Origin of the sequence: Wolbachia endosymbiont of Dipetalonema caudispina, assembly GCF_013365495.1 — a bacterium.
Lineage (GTDB): Bacteria > Pseudomonadota > Alphaproteobacteria > Rickettsiales > Anaplasmataceae > Wolbachia.
The window spans coordinates 574,298-591,564 of record NZ_CP046580.1; the positions used below are offsets into that span (position 1 = coordinate 574,298).

The 17,267-nt window shown below is 29.5% G+C and carries 14 protein-coding genes and 2 tRNA genes; 4 read left to right on the plus strand and 12 right to left on the minus strand.

Annotated elements, in window-relative coordinates; all coding sequences use genetic code 11:
* Positions 1-356 precede the first annotated feature (356 nt).
* Positions 357-1,334 (minus strand): glutamine amidotransferase, encoded by a 978-nt coding sequence (locus tag GOY14_RS02115; protein ID WP_255419674.1) that lies wholly within the window; start codon positions 1,332-1,334, stop codon positions 357-359.
* A 99-nt stretch (positions 1,335-1,433) separates the two neighbouring features.
* Positions 1,434-1,506: transfer RNA gene (locus tag GOY14_RS02120), tRNA-Phe, on the minus strand.
* A gap of 80 nt (positions 1,507-1,586) precedes the next feature.
* Here GOY14_RS02120 and coaD point away from each other — a divergent pair.
* On the plus strand, positions 1,587-2,099 hold the full coding sequence (gene coaD, locus GOY14_RS02125; RefSeq protein WP_175809652.1) for a pantetheine-phosphate adenylyltransferase: 513 nt from the start codon (positions 1,587-1,589) through the stop codon (positions 2,097-2,099).
* Positions 2,100-2,160: 61 nt separating this feature from the next.
* Positions 2,161-2,373 (plus strand): hypothetical protein, encoded by a 213-nt coding sequence (locus tag GOY14_RS02130; RefSeq protein WP_175809653.1) that lies wholly within the window; start codon positions 2,161-2,163, stop codon positions 2,371-2,373.
* Between the two features lie 39 nt (positions 2,374-2,412).
* On the opposite strand, the gene GOY14_RS02135 is transcribed toward GOY14_RS02130, so the two are convergent.
* From GOY14_RS02135 to rpsB, 6 genes are all read right to left on the minus strand, one after another.
* Complete coding sequence (locus GOY14_RS02135) at positions 2,413-3,039, minus strand: phosphatidate cytidylyltransferase (protein ID WP_175809654.1); 627 nt, start codon at positions 3,037-3,039, stop codon at positions 2,413-2,415.
* On the minus strand, positions 3,029-3,724 hold the full coding sequence (gene uppS / locus GOY14_RS02140) for a polyprenyl diphosphate synthase (protein WP_175809655.1): 696 nt from the start codon (positions 3,722-3,724) through the stop codon (positions 3,029-3,031). The genes GOY14_RS02135 and uppS overlap by 11 nt, the downstream gene beginning before the upstream one ends.
* A gap of 358 nt (positions 3,725-4,082) precedes the next feature.
* Positions 4,083-4,640: a ribosome recycling factor gene (frr, locus tag GOY14_RS02145; RefSeq protein ID WP_175809656.1), complete on the minus strand. Its 558-nt coding sequence runs from the start codon at positions 4,638-4,640 to the stop codon at positions 4,083-4,085.
* 7 nt (positions 4,641-4,647) lie between these two features.
* On the minus strand, positions 4,648-5,316 hold the full coding sequence (pyrH, locus tag GOY14_RS02150) for a UMP kinase (RefSeq protein ID WP_410543573.1): 669 nt from the start codon (positions 5,314-5,316) through the stop codon (positions 4,648-4,650).
* Between the two features lie 84 nt (positions 5,317-5,400).
* The gene (gene tsf, locus GOY14_RS02155; RefSeq protein ID WP_175809658.1) at positions 5,401-6,270 is read right to left on the minus strand and encodes a translation elongation factor Ts; all 870 of its coding nucleotides are present in this window, start codon (positions 6,268-6,270) and stop codon (positions 5,401-5,403) included.
* Positions 6,251-7,102, minus strand: a complete 852-nt coding sequence (gene rpsB, locus GOY14_RS02160) for a 30S ribosomal protein S2 (RefSeq protein WP_175809659.1) — start codon at positions 7,100-7,102, stop codon at positions 6,251-6,253. The genes tsf and rpsB overlap by 20 nt, the downstream gene beginning before the upstream one ends.
* 178 nt (positions 7,103-7,280) lie before the next feature.
* Between rpsB and GOY14_RS02165 the strand changes: the two genes are divergently transcribed.
* A tRNA-Asp gene (locus GOY14_RS02165) sits at positions 7,281-7,355 on the plus strand.
* 171 nt (positions 7,356-7,526) lie between these two features.
* Here the strand turns inward: GOY14_RS02165 and carB are convergent.
* The 4 genes from carB to dnaG all read right to left on the minus strand — a co-directional run bounded on the left by carB (position 7,527) and on the right by dnaG (position 15,887).
* A complete protein-coding gene (gene carB / locus GOY14_RS02170; protein WP_175809660.1) occupies positions 7,527-10,835 on the minus strand; it encodes a carbamoyl-phosphate synthase large subunit in 3,309 nt (1,102 codons plus the stop codon).
* 148 nt (positions 10,836-10,983) lie between these two features.
* On the minus strand, positions 10,984-11,733 hold the full coding sequence (locus GOY14_RS02175) for an SDR family NAD(P)-dependent oxidoreductase (RefSeq protein ID WP_410543568.1): 750 nt from the start codon (positions 11,731-11,733) through the stop codon (positions 10,984-10,986).
* Positions 11,726-12,556, minus strand: coding sequence for a YihY/virulence factor BrkB family protein (locus GOY14_RS02180; RefSeq protein WP_175809878.1), 831 nt, complete (start codon positions 12,554-12,556; stop codon positions 11,726-11,728). Before GOY14_RS02180 ends, GOY14_RS02175 begins: the two co-directional genes overlap by 8 nt.
* A 1,555-nt stretch (positions 12,557-14,111) precedes the next feature.
* Positions 14,112-15,887: a DNA primase gene (gene dnaG / locus GOY14_RS02185; protein ID WP_175809661.1), complete on the minus strand. Its 1,776-nt coding sequence runs from the start codon at positions 15,885-15,887 to the stop codon at positions 14,112-14,114.
* Between the two features lie 179 nt (positions 15,888-16,066).
* Between dnaG and ubiG the strand changes: the two genes are divergently transcribed.
* The gene (gene ubiG / locus GOY14_RS02190) at positions 16,067-17,233 is read left to right on the plus strand and encodes a bifunctional 2-polyprenyl-6-hydroxyphenol methylase/3-demethylubiquinol 3-O-methyltransferase UbiG (RefSeq protein WP_175809662.1); all 1,167 of its coding nucleotides are present in this window, start codon (positions 16,067-16,069) and stop codon (positions 17,231-17,233) included.
* Positions 17,234-17,267 lie beyond the last annotated feature (34 nt).

A 17,267-nucleotide genomic window follows, 5' to 3' on the forward strand; every position in this document is an offset into this window, starting at 1 on the left:
CATAAAGCTTGCAGTACACTTTAATAATATTAAAAAACTACACAGAAATTAATTATATCAATCCCCTAATGAAAAATCACTGCCATTAATTCTACAGTAAAGCTAAAACACCAAGCAATTTCTTATCAAATTTAGTTCACTTTATCTTTCTATCTTTCTAATTAAACCTAATTACACATACTCATAATTCTATTCTACTATATATAAAAGGCCTTTAAATAATTTTTTACTTATCACCCTAATATATTTAGAATCTAAAAAAACTCAATTTTACTAAAATGAGCATATAATTCAAGAAGAAGATTACAATTACACACAACAATTTAATACATGAACATTGATTCCAAAACTTTCCATTAAACACGATGAAGAAAATCGTTTATAATCGCCATAGTAACCAGCGTTGAAATGTAACATGCTTTATAACTTAATGAATAACATCTTCTATCTGACTTTACAATAAGTGCTTCTGGATAATTTTGAAAGAAAATATTACCATGCTTATCTTCAATAGCTTCTATTACTCCATTACTGGAAAATGCTGCAACTTTATATCCAAGTAATTCTAACTTTCTTCTATTTTTAAACGTATTACTTACCACCCTTGAACAAACACTTGGAACACAAGTTGAAAACCAACCATTTTTATCAGATGGCAAAAATTTAGCAACTATTTTTGCTAAGTAGCTATTTGGAATAATTTTTATCTGCTGCAGAGGTACATTTTCCTGCTGTTGATCAGATGCAAATCCTAAATAAAGCTTTTGCTTCCTTTCATCATTTATAAAATTTACTACATTTAATATTTCAATTCCTTTCATATCCATAATCTCTTGTAAACTGCCACATATACCAAGTAAGTGAATTGCGGGATTGTTATCTACTATTTTTATAATTGCTTCGATAATAAGCTGGCGCCAAGAAATAGGATCAAATAATCCTGAATATAAACTACAATAATTTCCTAAAATAAATATCCTATTTATTTTAAACTCTTTAATGAACTTTGCAACTTCAACTTTTGTTCTATCCAATATTAGCTTTCTTGCTAAAATTTTATCTTGCTCTGCAAGAGCAAGTAACTCTGCCTGAATTTCTTTAAGGCTTATTATTTTATTATAATCAATTAACACAGTCCTAATTTTCCAATTATTAAATATTTCATAGAATTTCTTAGACAAATCAGCTTCACATGGATATATCTCTTTCTCTGCTTCTAATAAACCAACAACTATTTCATCTATTGAATGCAGCAAACTTCTATTAGTGCTTGTATGAGCAACACTACTGAATAATAAAATTATACTAAATAAAATAAACATTTCATATAACATTGATATATCATGCCCACAATTTATAGCTATATAAATGCATAATATACTAGAATAGTAGGTAAAAAGAAAAGTTTAAATTTATAAAATAAAAAAAAGGTGTGGCCTGAGCAGGAATCGAACCAGCGACACAAGGATTTTCAGTCCTTTGCTCTACCAACTGAGCTACCAGGCCAACTGTATACTTTCATACTTAGACAAAAAATGTTATCATGTCCATTAAAAGTTTGAAAAGCATTTTCATAAAAATAAAGAGTGGATATTGATAACAGAATAGGAATTTATCCAGGTACATTTGACCCTATAACTTTTGGACATATTGATATAATAAAAAGAGCATGTAAATTAGTTAATAAATTAATAATTGGTATTGCAGAAAATACCAATAAGTACACTACTTTTAATGCAAAATTACGCACAAGTATGGCTAAAAATGAAATTAGAAAGTTAGGAATTAGTGCAGATGTTATATCTTTTAATGGATTATTAATGAAATTTGCAAAGGAGCAAAATGCTTCTGTTATTATTAGAGGACTCAGAGCAGTATCAGATTTCGATTATGAATTTCAAATGAGTTGGATAAATTACAAACTTCTTCCTGAAATTGAAACTATATTTCTTCCTGCCTCTGAAAATACTCAATTCATTTCATCAAGTTTCGTAAAAGAAATAGCAAGATTGGGAGAAAGTGTTAGTAAGTTCGCTCCAGAGAGCGTTCAAAAAGAATTAATTAACTTAAATATAAAAAGAAGTAAAAGCAAAGAATAATATCTATTTTCTACTTTCAAATATATTTAAGACAAAAAATATTATAAACTATAAGGAAAATATGTCAGAAGTCAGAAATAATAGTATAATAATTTACTGCTGTGGCTGTGAGGATGATGATGAATATTTTGGTCATCCACTAATATATTTATACAAAGAAAAAGGAAAAAAAACATTTTGTCCTTATTGTAACAAGATAATGAATAAAGCACTCAAATCTAAAAAATCTAAACTCGTTAATAAGCACATCTTATCAACAAACAAAAAACGATAAAAAGCTATTGATATAGACTTTTAGTATTTCTTAAAGTTACTAACTGACATAAATAGCAATAAAAGGAGCAGTAAAAATAAAGCTATCCATACGATCCAATACCCCTCCATGACCAGGTATCATACCTCCACTATTTTTAACATTGTAAACTCTTTTAATAAGTGATTCAGTAAAATCTCCAAGCTGTGCTAGAATAGCAACTACAATTCCAATCATTGGAGAATAAAAAATTGAAAATAGACTTAAAAATACTGACCCAAAAACTGTACATATTATTCCAATCAAGATTGCACCAAAAAGCCCTGACCAAGTTTTTCTAGGACTAATAATTGGAAAAACTTTAGCTCCACCAAAATTTTTACCAAATAAATATGCCGCAATATCAATATTCCAAATAGTTAAGATGAGCCATATTAATACATATTTTCCTTGTGGAAGATTATATAAGTATATTAATGAAGCATTTGGTAGTGCAATCAATAATAAAGCAAAAATATATAAGATTTTGTTGCCTTGAGTGAGATTATACCATTCAAAAGAAGATAGAACTGCTATTGAAAAAATCAGTAAATAAAACGATAAATCATTGAAATATATAGCAAAAGAAAATACAAGCAATATTATTGCTGAAGATAATATTCTCACTATAAAATTATTATCTGCCATATTTTTTTTCTCTTCTCGCATAATCTTCTAATGCTATACTCAAATCTTGACAAGAAAAATCAGGCCATAAAGTATCACAAAAATATAATTCAGCGTAAGCTGCTTGCCATAATAGAAAGTTACTTAACCTTTTTTCACCACCAGTACGAATTAACAAGTCTAATTTAGGCAGGTCTTTAGTATATAAAAATTTTTCAAATCTATCTTCTGATATAAAATGAATATTCTCTTTTATAAGATTGCTTACAGCATGTATAATTTCTTGCTTTGCTCCATAGCTAACCGCTACAGTCAGTAATAAACCATCATTCTTACACGTCATTTTTTCTACCTTTTTTATTTGATCAAATATTTTTTGAGGCAACAAATTCAAATTTCCAACAAAATTTAATTTAATATCATAGTTACAAATAAAATTAACTTTATCCTCATCAGTTAGAGCAAAGTAAAACAAATCAAATATACAATCGATTTCTTCTCTAGGCCTGAGCCAATTTTCCATAGAAAATGCATATAAAGTTAAACATGGTATGGTTAAAGTTATACAATACTTAACAATATCATATACAACTTCACTACCCTTTCTATAACCATCAATTTTTATCCTACCATGCTTATTTGCCCATCTACCATTACCATCCATTATGATTGCTAAATGTTTAGGCAGAGATTCTAGATTTAACATTTGAACTCAAGTCAGGTTGTTTTTTGATTTAAATAAAATTTTTCAAATTTTAGCTGACGTCTAAAAAGAGTCACACAATACCTTGATACGAGAACAAAAAAAAACTTAATTATAATTAATAGGCATACTAAATTAATCATCAAAAGCAGCCATCCTTTATATTATAACACAATATTTTCAATGAAGTTACATTAATCAAAAGCTAAGTTCCACCACACCGTAAAATACCAATACTACTACTGTAGCAAAATTACCCTCAAGGTATAACATCCATAATAGTTATACATCAACTATCCACATAAAATACTCAAAAGCAATGTATTTGCTTATAACTAACGGTCTTTACTGTATTAATCACCTAACGATATAATATTTCCTTTTCCTTAGTAGATAATTCACTATTAATCCTTTTAATACTATCATCAGTAATGCTTTGTATTTGCTTTTTAATATCATGAAAATCATCTTGTGAAATTTCTTTATTTTCCTGCATTTTTTCCATTTTTTCCATAACATTCCTACGTATATTTCTAATAGCAATACGTGCATTTTCAGCAAACTGATATAACAATTTTACTAATCTTTCACGGGTCTCTTGTGTCAAATCAGGAAGAGCTATACGTATAACACTACCTTCGACAATAAGATTTAAATTTAAATTAGCATTTAATATAGCATCTTTTACTTTACCTATAATATCAATATCCCAAACTTTAATCAATAAAGTTTTACTATCTGTAACTGAAATACCTGCAACTTGATTTAACTTTTGATGCCCATTATAGATATTTACTACTATGCCATCTAGTAATGATACATTAGCTCTACCAGTACGTATACCTTTAATATCATTAAAAAATGACTGAATAGTTTTTAACATCCTTTCTTCCGTCTGAATTTTTACTTCATTTAACATAAATTATCTATCGTTGACAATCAGAAACTATAGTATAAGTACCAAAACCCTTAATAACATTAGCTATTTTTTCCCTTTTTAGAGAAAAAACTATAATTGGAATAGAATTATCACGTGCAAGAGAGACAGCTGATGCATCCATAACCTTCAAATCACGTGTTAATAAATCTGTATAAGAAAGTTTATCATACATTATAGCATCTTTATTTTCTCCTGGATCAGAAGAGTATACACCATTCACTTGAGTACCTTTTAAAATAACCTCACAATTTGTCTCAATAGCACGTAAGGCCGCAGCTGTATCCGTAGTAAAAAATGGATTTCCAATACCAGCTGCAAAAATCACTACTCTACCTTTTTCTAAATGATTAATAGCTTTTTCCCTTATATAAGGCTCACATATGGTGGCCATAGGTATTGCAGATAATACTCTAGAATCTACCGATTTCTTTTCCAAAAAGTTTCGCAAAATTAAAGCATTAATTACAGTTGCAAGCATTCCAATATGATCACTTTTTGCTCTTTCACAACTGCTTAAAGAAGCAGATACACCACGAAAAATATTTCCCCCACCAACAACAATACATACCTGAACTCCAAGTTCGTAAACATCAACTACACCTTTACATAACCTATCTATTACTTCCATGTCATGACCAAAAGATCTAGATCCCATCAAAGCTTCACCAGAAATTTTAAACAACACTCTAGAATACTTTACTTTACTTTTTCTATTTGTTGCAGCAGCCACTTCTACTACTTAACTTTCACTACCCAAAATGAGCAACTTATAATCAGATAATTTTATAGAAGAATTTACACTCAATTCACTTAATTTTAAAAAATCAGAAATCTTTATCTTATTATCTTTAATAAATTTCTGCTCTAATAAAACAACTTCTTCATAATACTTAGTCATTAGACTATCTACTATTTTCTTTGTAACTTTTTCAGGCTTACTTAAGCTACTTACTTGTTTTTCAACTACAGAACGCTCATTATTCAACTTTATATAATCTAAATCATCTATAGAAAGAACCTCAGGTTTCATAGCAACTACATGCATTGCTATTTGCTTTCCAATTTCCTGTAACTTTAACTGATCACCTGATGACTGCAATGCAACCAAGGCTCCAATTTTACCTAAATCACACATATCACCATGCACATAACCAGCAACAATCCCATCCTCAATTTCTAAGTAACAAAGCTTACTTAACTCCATTCTTTCACCAAGAATAAATGCATTACTTATAATAGCTTCTTGCACAGTACCAACACCTTCATACTTAGCATTTTTCAAATCTCGAATACTAGTACAGCGTTTTTGATAAGCGATTGATACTAAGTTTAAAATCAACTTAATAAATTTTTCATTTCTTGCAACAAAATCAGTTTCACAATTCAGTTCAACTAATACACCACGATTTTTATTTAAATACATGCTAATTAAACCATTTGAGATTACCCTATCAACTTTTTTATCAGCTTTAGTAAACCCTACCATACGTAACTTATCAATAGCCTTTTTAATATCACCATCACACTCTACTAACGCTCTCTTACAATCACTTAAACCAAATCCTGTTCTATCACGCAATTCCCTTATTCTATCTAAATTCATTTTCATTTGTTACTATCTCCTTTCTATCTTCTTTATAAACTTTACTATACTCCTTTTGAGTTTGTGCAACACCATCATCTCCCTTTTCTTGAATAAATTCATTACCCTTTATATCACCAACCTTAACCCCAGATTTCATCAAACTAGATTCTATTCCAGCCAATATACAGTCAGCAGCTAACCTACAATATAATTCTACTGATTTTCTTGAATCATCATTTCCTGGTATAGGATAAGTAATATCATCTGGATTAGAATTCGTGTCAAGTACTGCAACTATTGGAATCTTTAATTTTTCAGCCTCTTTAACTGCAATGTGTTCTTTATTTGTATCAATAATAAACACAATATCTGGAATTGCTCCCATTTCCCTAATACCACCTAGTGCCTTATCAAGCTTTTGTCTTTTCTTTTCAAGATTTCCTAATTCCTTTTTTGTTAAAACGTTATTTTCATCATTCAAAATTTTTTCATATTGAATTAAAGTTTTTATTGAAGAAGAAACAGTACCCCAATTAGTAAGCATGCCACCTAGCCAACGATAATTTACGTAATACTGACCACAACGAATTGCTTCACTTGCAATAATATCAAGAGCTTGAAATTTTGTGCCAACAAATAAAACCCTCCCCCCTTGAAACGCAACGTCATATAAAGCTTTCATTGCTACCTGTAATAACGGTAATGTTTTCCTTAAATCTATTATATGTATACGATTTTCTTGATGTATTCCATAGATATATGGAGCCATTTTTGCATTCCATCGACTAACTTTATGACCGAAATGTACACCAGATCCAGCCAAATCACGTATAGTGATTTCAGGTAAGTTTACCATATTTTTAATTTTCCTTAAAATAGCTCATCTTCATGAAATAACCCTAGCAGGGCATTATATAAATTATATTTTAGATTAAATTATTTACATGATAATACAAAAGATACCAAAGTGCAAACAAAAATATTGACAAATAAAGCACAATCATTATACCCTGAATTAAAGCATCAATAAATATGGGGGTGTAGCTTAGTTGGTTTAGAGCGCATGCCTGTCACGCATGAGGTCGTGAGTTCAAATCTCATCACTCCCGCGTAAATTTTTATGCATTCTAAAATTTATTAGATTATTTTCCTGTCAAACTTAAACATACAATTAATTGCAAGTTTCATTAATTTAACACAATCTAATAACTCTCATTAACTAATTACAAAGTAAGACAAGTTATACTCAAAAATATCAAAAATTATATTACTTTTAACCTCTAAATATTCTGTACCTGTTGCAATGACCTTACTTCTAACTTACTTTTTTTTAAATATTGAATTGCAAGCACTAGTGCTCTGCTACCAGAGGCTGTAGTACTACAAACTATATTTTGCAAAATAGCAGTTCTACGAATATCTTTGCTATCAGAAATTGATTTTATACCTTTTGAAGTATTAATTAGCAAACTTATTTTTCCATCTCTAAGCATATCAACTATATGAGGCCTACCTTCTCTCACCTTATTCACAACTTTTGCAGCTACACCATTATTATTTAAGTATAAAGCTGTACCTTTGGTAGCATATATTTCAAAACCTAGTTCTTTTAACATTAACGCAACTGACAATACATACTCTTTATCATCATCTGTCACTGAAATCAGAACTTTACCTTCTGTTGGTAACTTATATCCTGCAGCCATATATGCTTTTGCAAGTGCAGCCTCAAAGGATAAGTCAATTCCCATCACTTCTCCTGTTGATTTCATCTCAGGACCAAGCAGGGCATCAACTCCCGAAAAACGGGAAAACGGAAAAACAGCAGCTTTGACTGCAAAATAATCAATAGTCTTTTTTTGTTGGTCTAATTTTTTACCTAAAATAACTTGAGTAGCAAGTTTTGCGATAGGAATATTGATTACCTTAGAAACAAAAGGAACTGTACGACTAGCCCTTAAATTCACTTCAAGTATATATATATCATCTTCTTGAATAGCAAATTGAATATTTATTAAGCCTTTTACTTTTAACTCAAGAGCTATCCTTTCAGTTTGAAGTTCAATTTCCTTTATAGTTCTATTACTTAACGTGTTTACTGGTATCAAACAAGTTGAATCACCAGAATGAATTCCAGCCTTCTCAATATGCTCTATCACTGCTGCAATAAAAACTTTCTCTCCATCACACACAGCATCAACATCAATCTCAACTGCATTCACTAAAAACTTATCAAGCAACAATGCCCCATATTCAAAAATACTAGGTTGATTAAGAACATATTCTTCAAAGCTATTAATATCGTACTTAATTGACATAGATTGACCACCTAAAACATAAGACGGCCTAACTATTAATGGAAAACCAATCTTCTGTGCATTAGATAATGCTTCTTTCACTGAAAAACAAATGGAATTCCCTGGTTGTTTTAAATTAAGTTGTGAAGCAAGGTTTCTAAATCTCATGCGATCTTCAGCAAGATCTATAGAATCAAAAGATGTACCTAAAATATTAAAACCTCTTTTACTTAATGTTTTAGCTAATTTTAAAGGTGTCTGGCCACCCATTTGAACTATAACACCCACTAATATACCATCTTCCTGCTCTTTACTTAATACTTCAAGTACGTCTTCTTCAATTAATGAAGAAAAATACAAACGATCAGCAGTATCATAATCGGTTGAAACAGTTTCAGGATTACAATTAATCATTATTGTTTCATATCCCATTTCTTTAGCAGCGGAAACTGCATGCACACATGCGTAGTCAAACTCAATACCTTGACCAATACGATTCGGCCCACTACCTAAAATAACAACTTTTTTTCTACTAGAAACGTTTGCTTCACATTCTGCCTTACTTATAACTTCCCCTCCCTCATAGCATCCATACATATAAGCAGTACAAGATTCAAATTCAGCTGCGCAAGTATCTATGTGTTTATAAACTGGGTTAATATTAAATTTCTTTCTTATTACTTCAACCTGTTCAATCTGATTCAACGTTGTTCTAACACTTAAAATTGGAAGCTGCATCTGAACTCCAGTGTCAGCCAATTCAACAATAGAAATAAAATTATTACTCAAATTTGCCAATCTTGCATCTGAAAAACCCATCTTTTTTAGTTCTAATATCTCATGTGCAGCTTTAGGCAAACCAGCTTCTTTAATCTTCTGTTCAGCTAAAATAATTTGCTGTATATTCTGTAAAAACCATGGGTCATATTTTGTAATTGAATTGATCTCTTCTATACTTATCCCATGACGCATTGCATCAGCAGCAATTAGTAATCTATTTGGTAGCAATTTTGCTAATTGAGATTTGATATAATCAATATCCGTATCTTTAGAAAATACTTCATCAAATCCTGTAAGACCAATTTCAAGTGAACGAAAAGCTTTTTGTATCGATTCATTAAAAGTACGTCCTATAGACATTACTTCTCCCACTGATTTCATGGAAGTTGACAATTCACAATCTGTCTCCTTGAATTTTTCAAATTCAAAACGAGGAATTTTAGTGACAACATAATCAACTACTGGTTCAAATGCAGCAGTTATAGTTGGTATACAATCGTTGCATATTTCATCAAGAGAATAGCCAATGGCAAGCCTAGTTGCAACTTTTGCTATAGGATAGCCTGTTGCCTTCGAAGCAAACGCAGAAGAACGAGAAACCCTTGGATTCATCTCAATCACAACAAGACTACCATCTTCTTTAGGATTGACTGCAAATTGAACATTTGCACCGCCAGCACTAACATTAATTTCTCTCAGTACTGCTATAGATGCATTTCTCATTTGCTGATATTCCGCGTCACGTAAAGTTAAAGCAGGAGCAACAGCAATACTATCACCTGTATGAACTCCCATAGGATCAATATTCTCTATTGAACAAACTACTATACAGTTATCCTTACAATCACGAATAATTTCCATTTCATACTCTTTCCAACCGATAACAGATTCATCTATCTGAACTTCATTTATCGGTGAAATTTTTATAGCATTTTCTACAATTTTAAAAAATTCTTCCTTATTATATGCTATACCACTTCCTGTACCACCAAGAGTAAATGATGAACGAATAATTGCAGGTAATCCAATATAATCTAAAGCTTTTTTTATCTGCCCTTGACTCTTTATAATCATACTTTTAGGATATTTTAACCCTATCCTATCCATAGACTGACGAAATAGCTCTCTATCTTCTGCTTTTTTAATTGCTTCTCTACTTACACCAATTAATTTTACATCATATGTATCTAATATTCCATCATCTGCAAGCTTCATTGCACAATTTAAAGCTGTTTGTCCACCCATCGTTGGTAATATTGCATCTGGTTTTTCCTTAACTATAATTTTCTCTACTATCTCAGGTAGTATAGGTTCAATATATGTTACATCAGAAAACTCAGGATCCGTCATTACAGTTGCAGGATTAGAGTTCACTAAAATGACTTTATAACCCTCGCTCCTTAATACTTTACAACTTTGAGTTCCCGAGTAGTCAAACTCACACGCCTGACCTATAATTATTGGACCCGCTCCTATGACTAATATAGATTCTATATCTGTGCACTTTGGCATACTTTGAAAGTAATACTTACTTTAAAAACAATACTACCAATCTTTAATTATATAAATGGAATTTTTTATTAACTGTTAGTTCATAAAGATGAAAAATACAAATAATTTATAAAGTTTTAGTTATTAAAAAAAGTAATGCTAATACAATTTATTTAACAAATTTGTTCAATGGCAAAATTTCCCCTGATACTTCACAACTTTCAGAGGCCAATTCTACAAACCTATCCGTTAATTTATCATGTAACACTAACTTAAGTACATCTTTTCCAGGAAAGACTTGCTTGTACATCTCACTATCAGTAACACCTTTTAGATATACAGCATTCACACACAATTTTGTATGCTTTGTTTCAGACGCATATATTCTTACCATGATTTCTAGTGCAGCTTTACTTGCAGCATAAGGTATCCAATATGGATAATAAGATGGAAAAATTGTTACTTCTGATGTCACAAATATTACCCTCCCAGAATTAGATTTTTTTAGTATAGGATCTAAGTTTTTCAGCAAGTACCAATTAGCAGTGAAATTTGTATTCATTACATTCTGTAGCTCTTCAAGCTCACAATCATGAACAGGACTTAATTTACCTAAAATCCCAATACATGCAACCAATATATCAAGTGCTCCAGACTCTGACAATTTTAAACTCTCCATCATGTTTGCTAATATCTTTACATTTTCAAAATCTAAAAGATCTAGCTTAATCAACTTTACAGAACCTTCTTTAAATTCTTCAAGTTTTTCAATTTCACTATATAGGGGCCTAAGATTATCAACAGACCTTGATACTAAAATTACATATGCACCTTCTCTGACAAATCTTTTTGCAACAGCAGAACCTATCTCACTTGAAGCTCCAGTAATTAAAGCTATCTTACCTTCTAATCTACCCACTATTTCTCCTTGAGCTAAACCAATTAAAATATTTTAACTGAAAATTAAACTTTGCTCCATATATAAAAATTAAACTCACTACATAAAAAAATAGCAACGATACTACTACACCACCTAAACTTCCATATATTAAATCTAGTTGAACAAAAGAAGCTTTTAAATATTGCTTAAAAACCAAAGCAGAAATTGTCCAAAGCACAATAGCCATACAAGATCCAGGAAATACATCTAATAGATTTTGCTTTATATTTGGCAACATAAAATATAGCCAAGAAACTACTATGAAAAGTACAAATTCAATAAGAAGATATTTTATATAACCTAGTCCATGATAGGATAAAACTATTAGCATTGGTACTGATGCAGAGAATATTATGGTTAAAGTGATAATAAATGTAATTGCTAAAAACTGCAATATACTAAGTATCCTTCTTAAAACATAAGGAGGAGAAACAGGAACTTTGTAGACCTTATTTAAGATTGTTCTAAGCCCTTCAACTGTTGACGAAGCAGTCCAAATAGCTCCTACAATTGCCAAAGTCAGTAAGCTATGTGGAGGACCTGATATTATCTCTTCAATGCGTGGCATTAAAGATGCCAAAATATCTTGGGGTATATTATCAATTATAAATGACCAACCGATATATTGATCTAAAAAATTCGCAAACGTCGATGCTAAAGCCATTAAAACTATAAGAAAAGGAAATATCGACAATAAAATCAAAAATGATAAGTATCCTGCATGTTCCATTCCGTCATTATAAATCGTATCAATTAGAGCACGGTAAAGACAATAAATGATTCTGTAAAGCTTTTGCAGCAACCTATTCACTATATAATATAAACAAATATAAATTAAGACATTTTAAAAACAAAATAAAATACATTTTTAAGTAAAATAAAGTTTCCAATAATACGCAAATTAATTTAAGATTGTGCCATTTTTATTATGTGATTTTAATATACTTTTCCCTCTTTAATAAATATCATTATACTGAGCTTCTGATTACTTCTAAGTAATCTCATAAAAGAGTCATAAACATTTAATTTATTAACAATTTTAATTATCACCAAAACGCTAAAAGCTACTTTGAACAAAAGTTTATTTTAATTATGATTCTATAAAATTCAGTAAAAATTTAGAGTATCTTCATCAAATAAATAAAATTATTTACTTTCTAGTATACCTTTGAAAAGAACTTTACTGCACATGACGAATTACACTTAAATTAAGCAAGCTTTTATATTACATTATTTTTCAAATAACTGTAAAGTAAATTCTGTATTCATAACTCATCTTCTATGTAACGATTTTAATTTTATACCAGTAATACTTTAATACCAAAGTAAAAGTAAAATGATTAAACTTAAAAAATTAATAACAAAACTTTCTTGATTCTAAACAGAGATAACACTCCCACATTTTCTTTAAAATCTAAACTATAAAAATTAATCCCTTCAAATATAATCTTATTAATAAACTTTAAAGTTTAGCTCTACTCTACAACCTTTTTAAATTTACTTTACCTCAAAGTAAATCAACTACCATACTCAATTAATAAATTTTAACTTATAAGTTATTTATTTTTTCACGGTTACCTAAATTTTTCAAAAACTTAGTTCTAATATTTGCAACATATTTCCCCTATAACTAGAGTTAAAGCTTTCATATTTTTCCGAATATTCTCTGCATCAATTAAACAACTTACCAAGTAGTACTAATTTTAATAACACATTTTTTGTAACCAAATCCAATCTATTTCACAAAAATAATACTGTATAAACAGCTGTACAGCTTATTCAATAATGTAACTCACCTTTACAAAATACGAATTTAAAGACTCATTGTAAACTAGTATTAAAATCATATAAATATATTCAATTTACAAAATAGATAACTTCATTTTAATTCTTGACACTTAATTCAAATTTAAATAAAATAAGTAAATTAGTACATAGTAGCAAAAAATTACTGAAGTAAAAATTTGTTCTACAACATACCTTAATGAATACTCACAAAATTTCTTACTAGGTTAGTATTACTAATAAAATAATACTCACTTACAACCATAATAAATACTAAATAGATTAGATTCCAAATAAAAATATAGATTAGGTTTCGCTCTCTTCAATTAATTCTTTAAAACAAGAATGACAATTCCGCTTAATTTAAGTAAATTTACCTGAATGCAAAAAACTTCATTATTAAAAACATCGCTACTATAATTTTGTTTAATTCACTAAAAAATATCTTAAATTTTCCTGAATTGAACTCATAGATAAAAATTACCTTTTAAAGTCAAAAATAACCTTAATGCTGTGGCTAAAGAGGCTATTGAAATATTTTGTCAAAAGTAGCTTTATACTTAATATATCATTTATTTTTGAATAAACTGCATCTGCATTTTCCATATATTACTTTCTATTTGTTTTACTTGTTTTATCAACTTTTCTTCTAAAAAAAAATCGCCACTGAGTCTTGCCTTAATCTTTTTTTCTTGCAATATATTTAATTCTTTTAGCAAAACTATATTATTCCACACAATTTCTGCTGATTTTCTTTCATTTAATTGGCTATTTAATATATTAGTTTTTTTTAACACTAACTTTACAGCTTCAGCATCACTGAATCGCTCAAAATTTTGCAACAAAATTTCTTTACTAAGTTTATTTCCACTATTTACAATATTAATTACATGCTTTTGTAAGCTTTTCATTTTTATATCATTGAATTCAAAATGAGAAAACTGCTCAAAAAATATAGGATAGTGTAAAATTTTAGGAAATTCTATTACTATACGTAAAATTATGGCCTGATTTTGTTCTGCCTCAATTAGTTCTGGAGATTTATTATAAAGATATTCACTTCTTATTGTTCTAATTTTACTATTAAAAATTTGTTTTTTAAAGCTTTTTCTTAATTCATTAGCCTTAGTATAAAAATAATCTCTATAATATCTCCGAATACTACTATTACCGATGGTATTGATATATTTCATAAACTTGTGCTCAAGAATTGAATATTTTTCTGGAGAAAGCTTTTCATAACTTTGTAAATTACTACCGTTAACTATATAACGCCATAAATATTCAGAGTGTAGTTCTGTTGAATGATCAAGCACAAAAAGTACATTTTCTTTTTTGAACTTTAATTCATTACATATGTCATATGGATCTCTATTGTTTGATAAATTTATAAACTTTAATGTATATCCAGGCCTAAGTATTGGCAAAATAAATTCTGCAATTCTAATTGCAGCACTACATCCAGCATCATCTCCATCCATACAGATAGAAATTTCCTTAGCAAATCTCCATAGATTCTTTATTTGCTCTATAGAAATTGCAGTACCAAGGGTGGCAATTACATTGTTAATTCCTGCTTGATGAAATGCTATCACATCAAAATATCCTTCTACAATAAACACTTGTTGTTTTCTAAGTATTTCGCTTAAAGCAAAGTTCAATCCATATAGATTTTCTCTTTTCCTAAAAAGCCGATTCTCTGGACTATTCAAATATTTTGGCTGCTGTTTAGAACTTAATGCACGTCCACCAAAACCGATTACTTGACCAAAGATGTTATATATAGGAAATATCAGTCGGTTACGAAAATAATCGCAAAAATTTTTATTTATTAACCCAACATCAATCAAAATTTCATCTTCAATCCCCAAAAAGTTCAAATATTCTTTTAAACCAGAGCTTGGTGCATAACCTATTTTAAACTTATTTATGATTTTAGGTAAAATTTTACGCTGTTTTAGATGAGATATTACTTCATGATTTTTCTGTACAAACCAATTTGTAGCTAAATTCAGTGCTGAAGATCGCTTTCTATTTTTCTCAGATTTAGTAGTATTAAGATCTCTAGGCAACTCAATACCTGTAACTAATGCCAGCTTTTTCAATACTTCTTTAAAATTCAAGCTTTCAGTTCGTATAATAAACTCAAACACATCACCATAAGCTAAACAACCAAAACAGTAATATAACCCTTTAATGTCATTCACAAAAAAAGATGGAGTTTTTTCATTGTGAAACGGGCAAAGCCCAACAAAACTATCTCCCCTCTTCACTAACTTAACTTTTTTACTTACTATATTAGATAATAACAACCGTGACTTTATAGTATTTATACAATCCCATTCCATTAAAAAATCAGTAATAAAACCCAGTAGAAAAATTTTTAAATTATATATACCATGCTATAAAAAACCATTTTAAATTTTAAAATTAATATTTTCTTGAAAGATCATGTACCTAGATGACTTGACAAAAAAAATAAAACAAATTACTCATAATATAATGCTTTTAAGTCATAATTTCTTATATGTCAGATGTAATATCAATTGCCTCAGATCATGCTGGCTATGAACTAAAATCAGAGATTAAGCTTTATTTAAAAACTCTAGATTATACAGTAATAGATTGTGGTTGTACTACTGGAGAAGAAAGTGTAGATTATCCAGATTATGCTATTAAAGTTGTAGAAGATATAATAAATAAAAAAGCAAATTATGGAATATTAATCTGCGGTACAGGTTTGGGTATGAGCACAGTAGCAAATCGTTTTGAAGGAATCTATGCTGCCTTATGTGATAGTGTTGAAATTACAAAATTGGCTCGTGAACATGGTAATGCAAATGTGCTATGCCTTGGTGCAGGATTTACTACCAATGAGTTAGCAAAGAATATAGTTAAACAATTCCTTGAAACAAAATTTTCAAAAGAAAGTAGACACAAAAAACGTCTTGATAAGCTTAGTAGTATTAATAAGAAACAAAGCACAAAAACTTATAGTAATGATGAAATGTCAAATTTTGCTGAAATAACAGATGAGTGGTGGAATGAGAATGGTAAATTCAAACCACTACATATGATGAACCCCGTGAGGGTATCTTATATCATCGAAAATATAAAAGAGTTAAAAAAATGTGACTTAAGTGAAATATCACTCCTTGATGTTGGTTGTGGTGGTGGCATTTTGTCAGAATCGATAGCACGTGTTGGTATTAACGTTATGGGAATAGATGTATGCGAAAAAAACATAAAAGCAGCACGACTACATGCAAAAAAAGTAGGATCAAATATAGAATACACACATACCAGCATTGAAGAGTTAAGTAATAATAAAAAATATGATGTAGTTTTGCTTATGGAAATCGTTGAACATGTAGATAATTTAGAGCTTTTCATGAAAAAAGCGATAGAGTTATTAAAACCAGAAGGACTGATATTCATATCTACAATAAATAGGACTATTAAATCTTTCTGTTTTGCAATAATCGGTGCAGAGTATATATTAAACTGGCTACCAAAAGGTACGCATAATTGGAATAAATTTCTCAAACCATCAGAAATTGCAAATCATCTGAGGGAAAATAATATAACACTACAAAACATGGCTGGTATAGAGTATAACATGATAAAGCGTGAGTGGAATTTAACTCAAAATGTTGGTGTCAATTATATATTATGTGGCTCAGCAAGCAGTTAGTTTATTGATTTTTATCTCAATGTAAATAAAATTA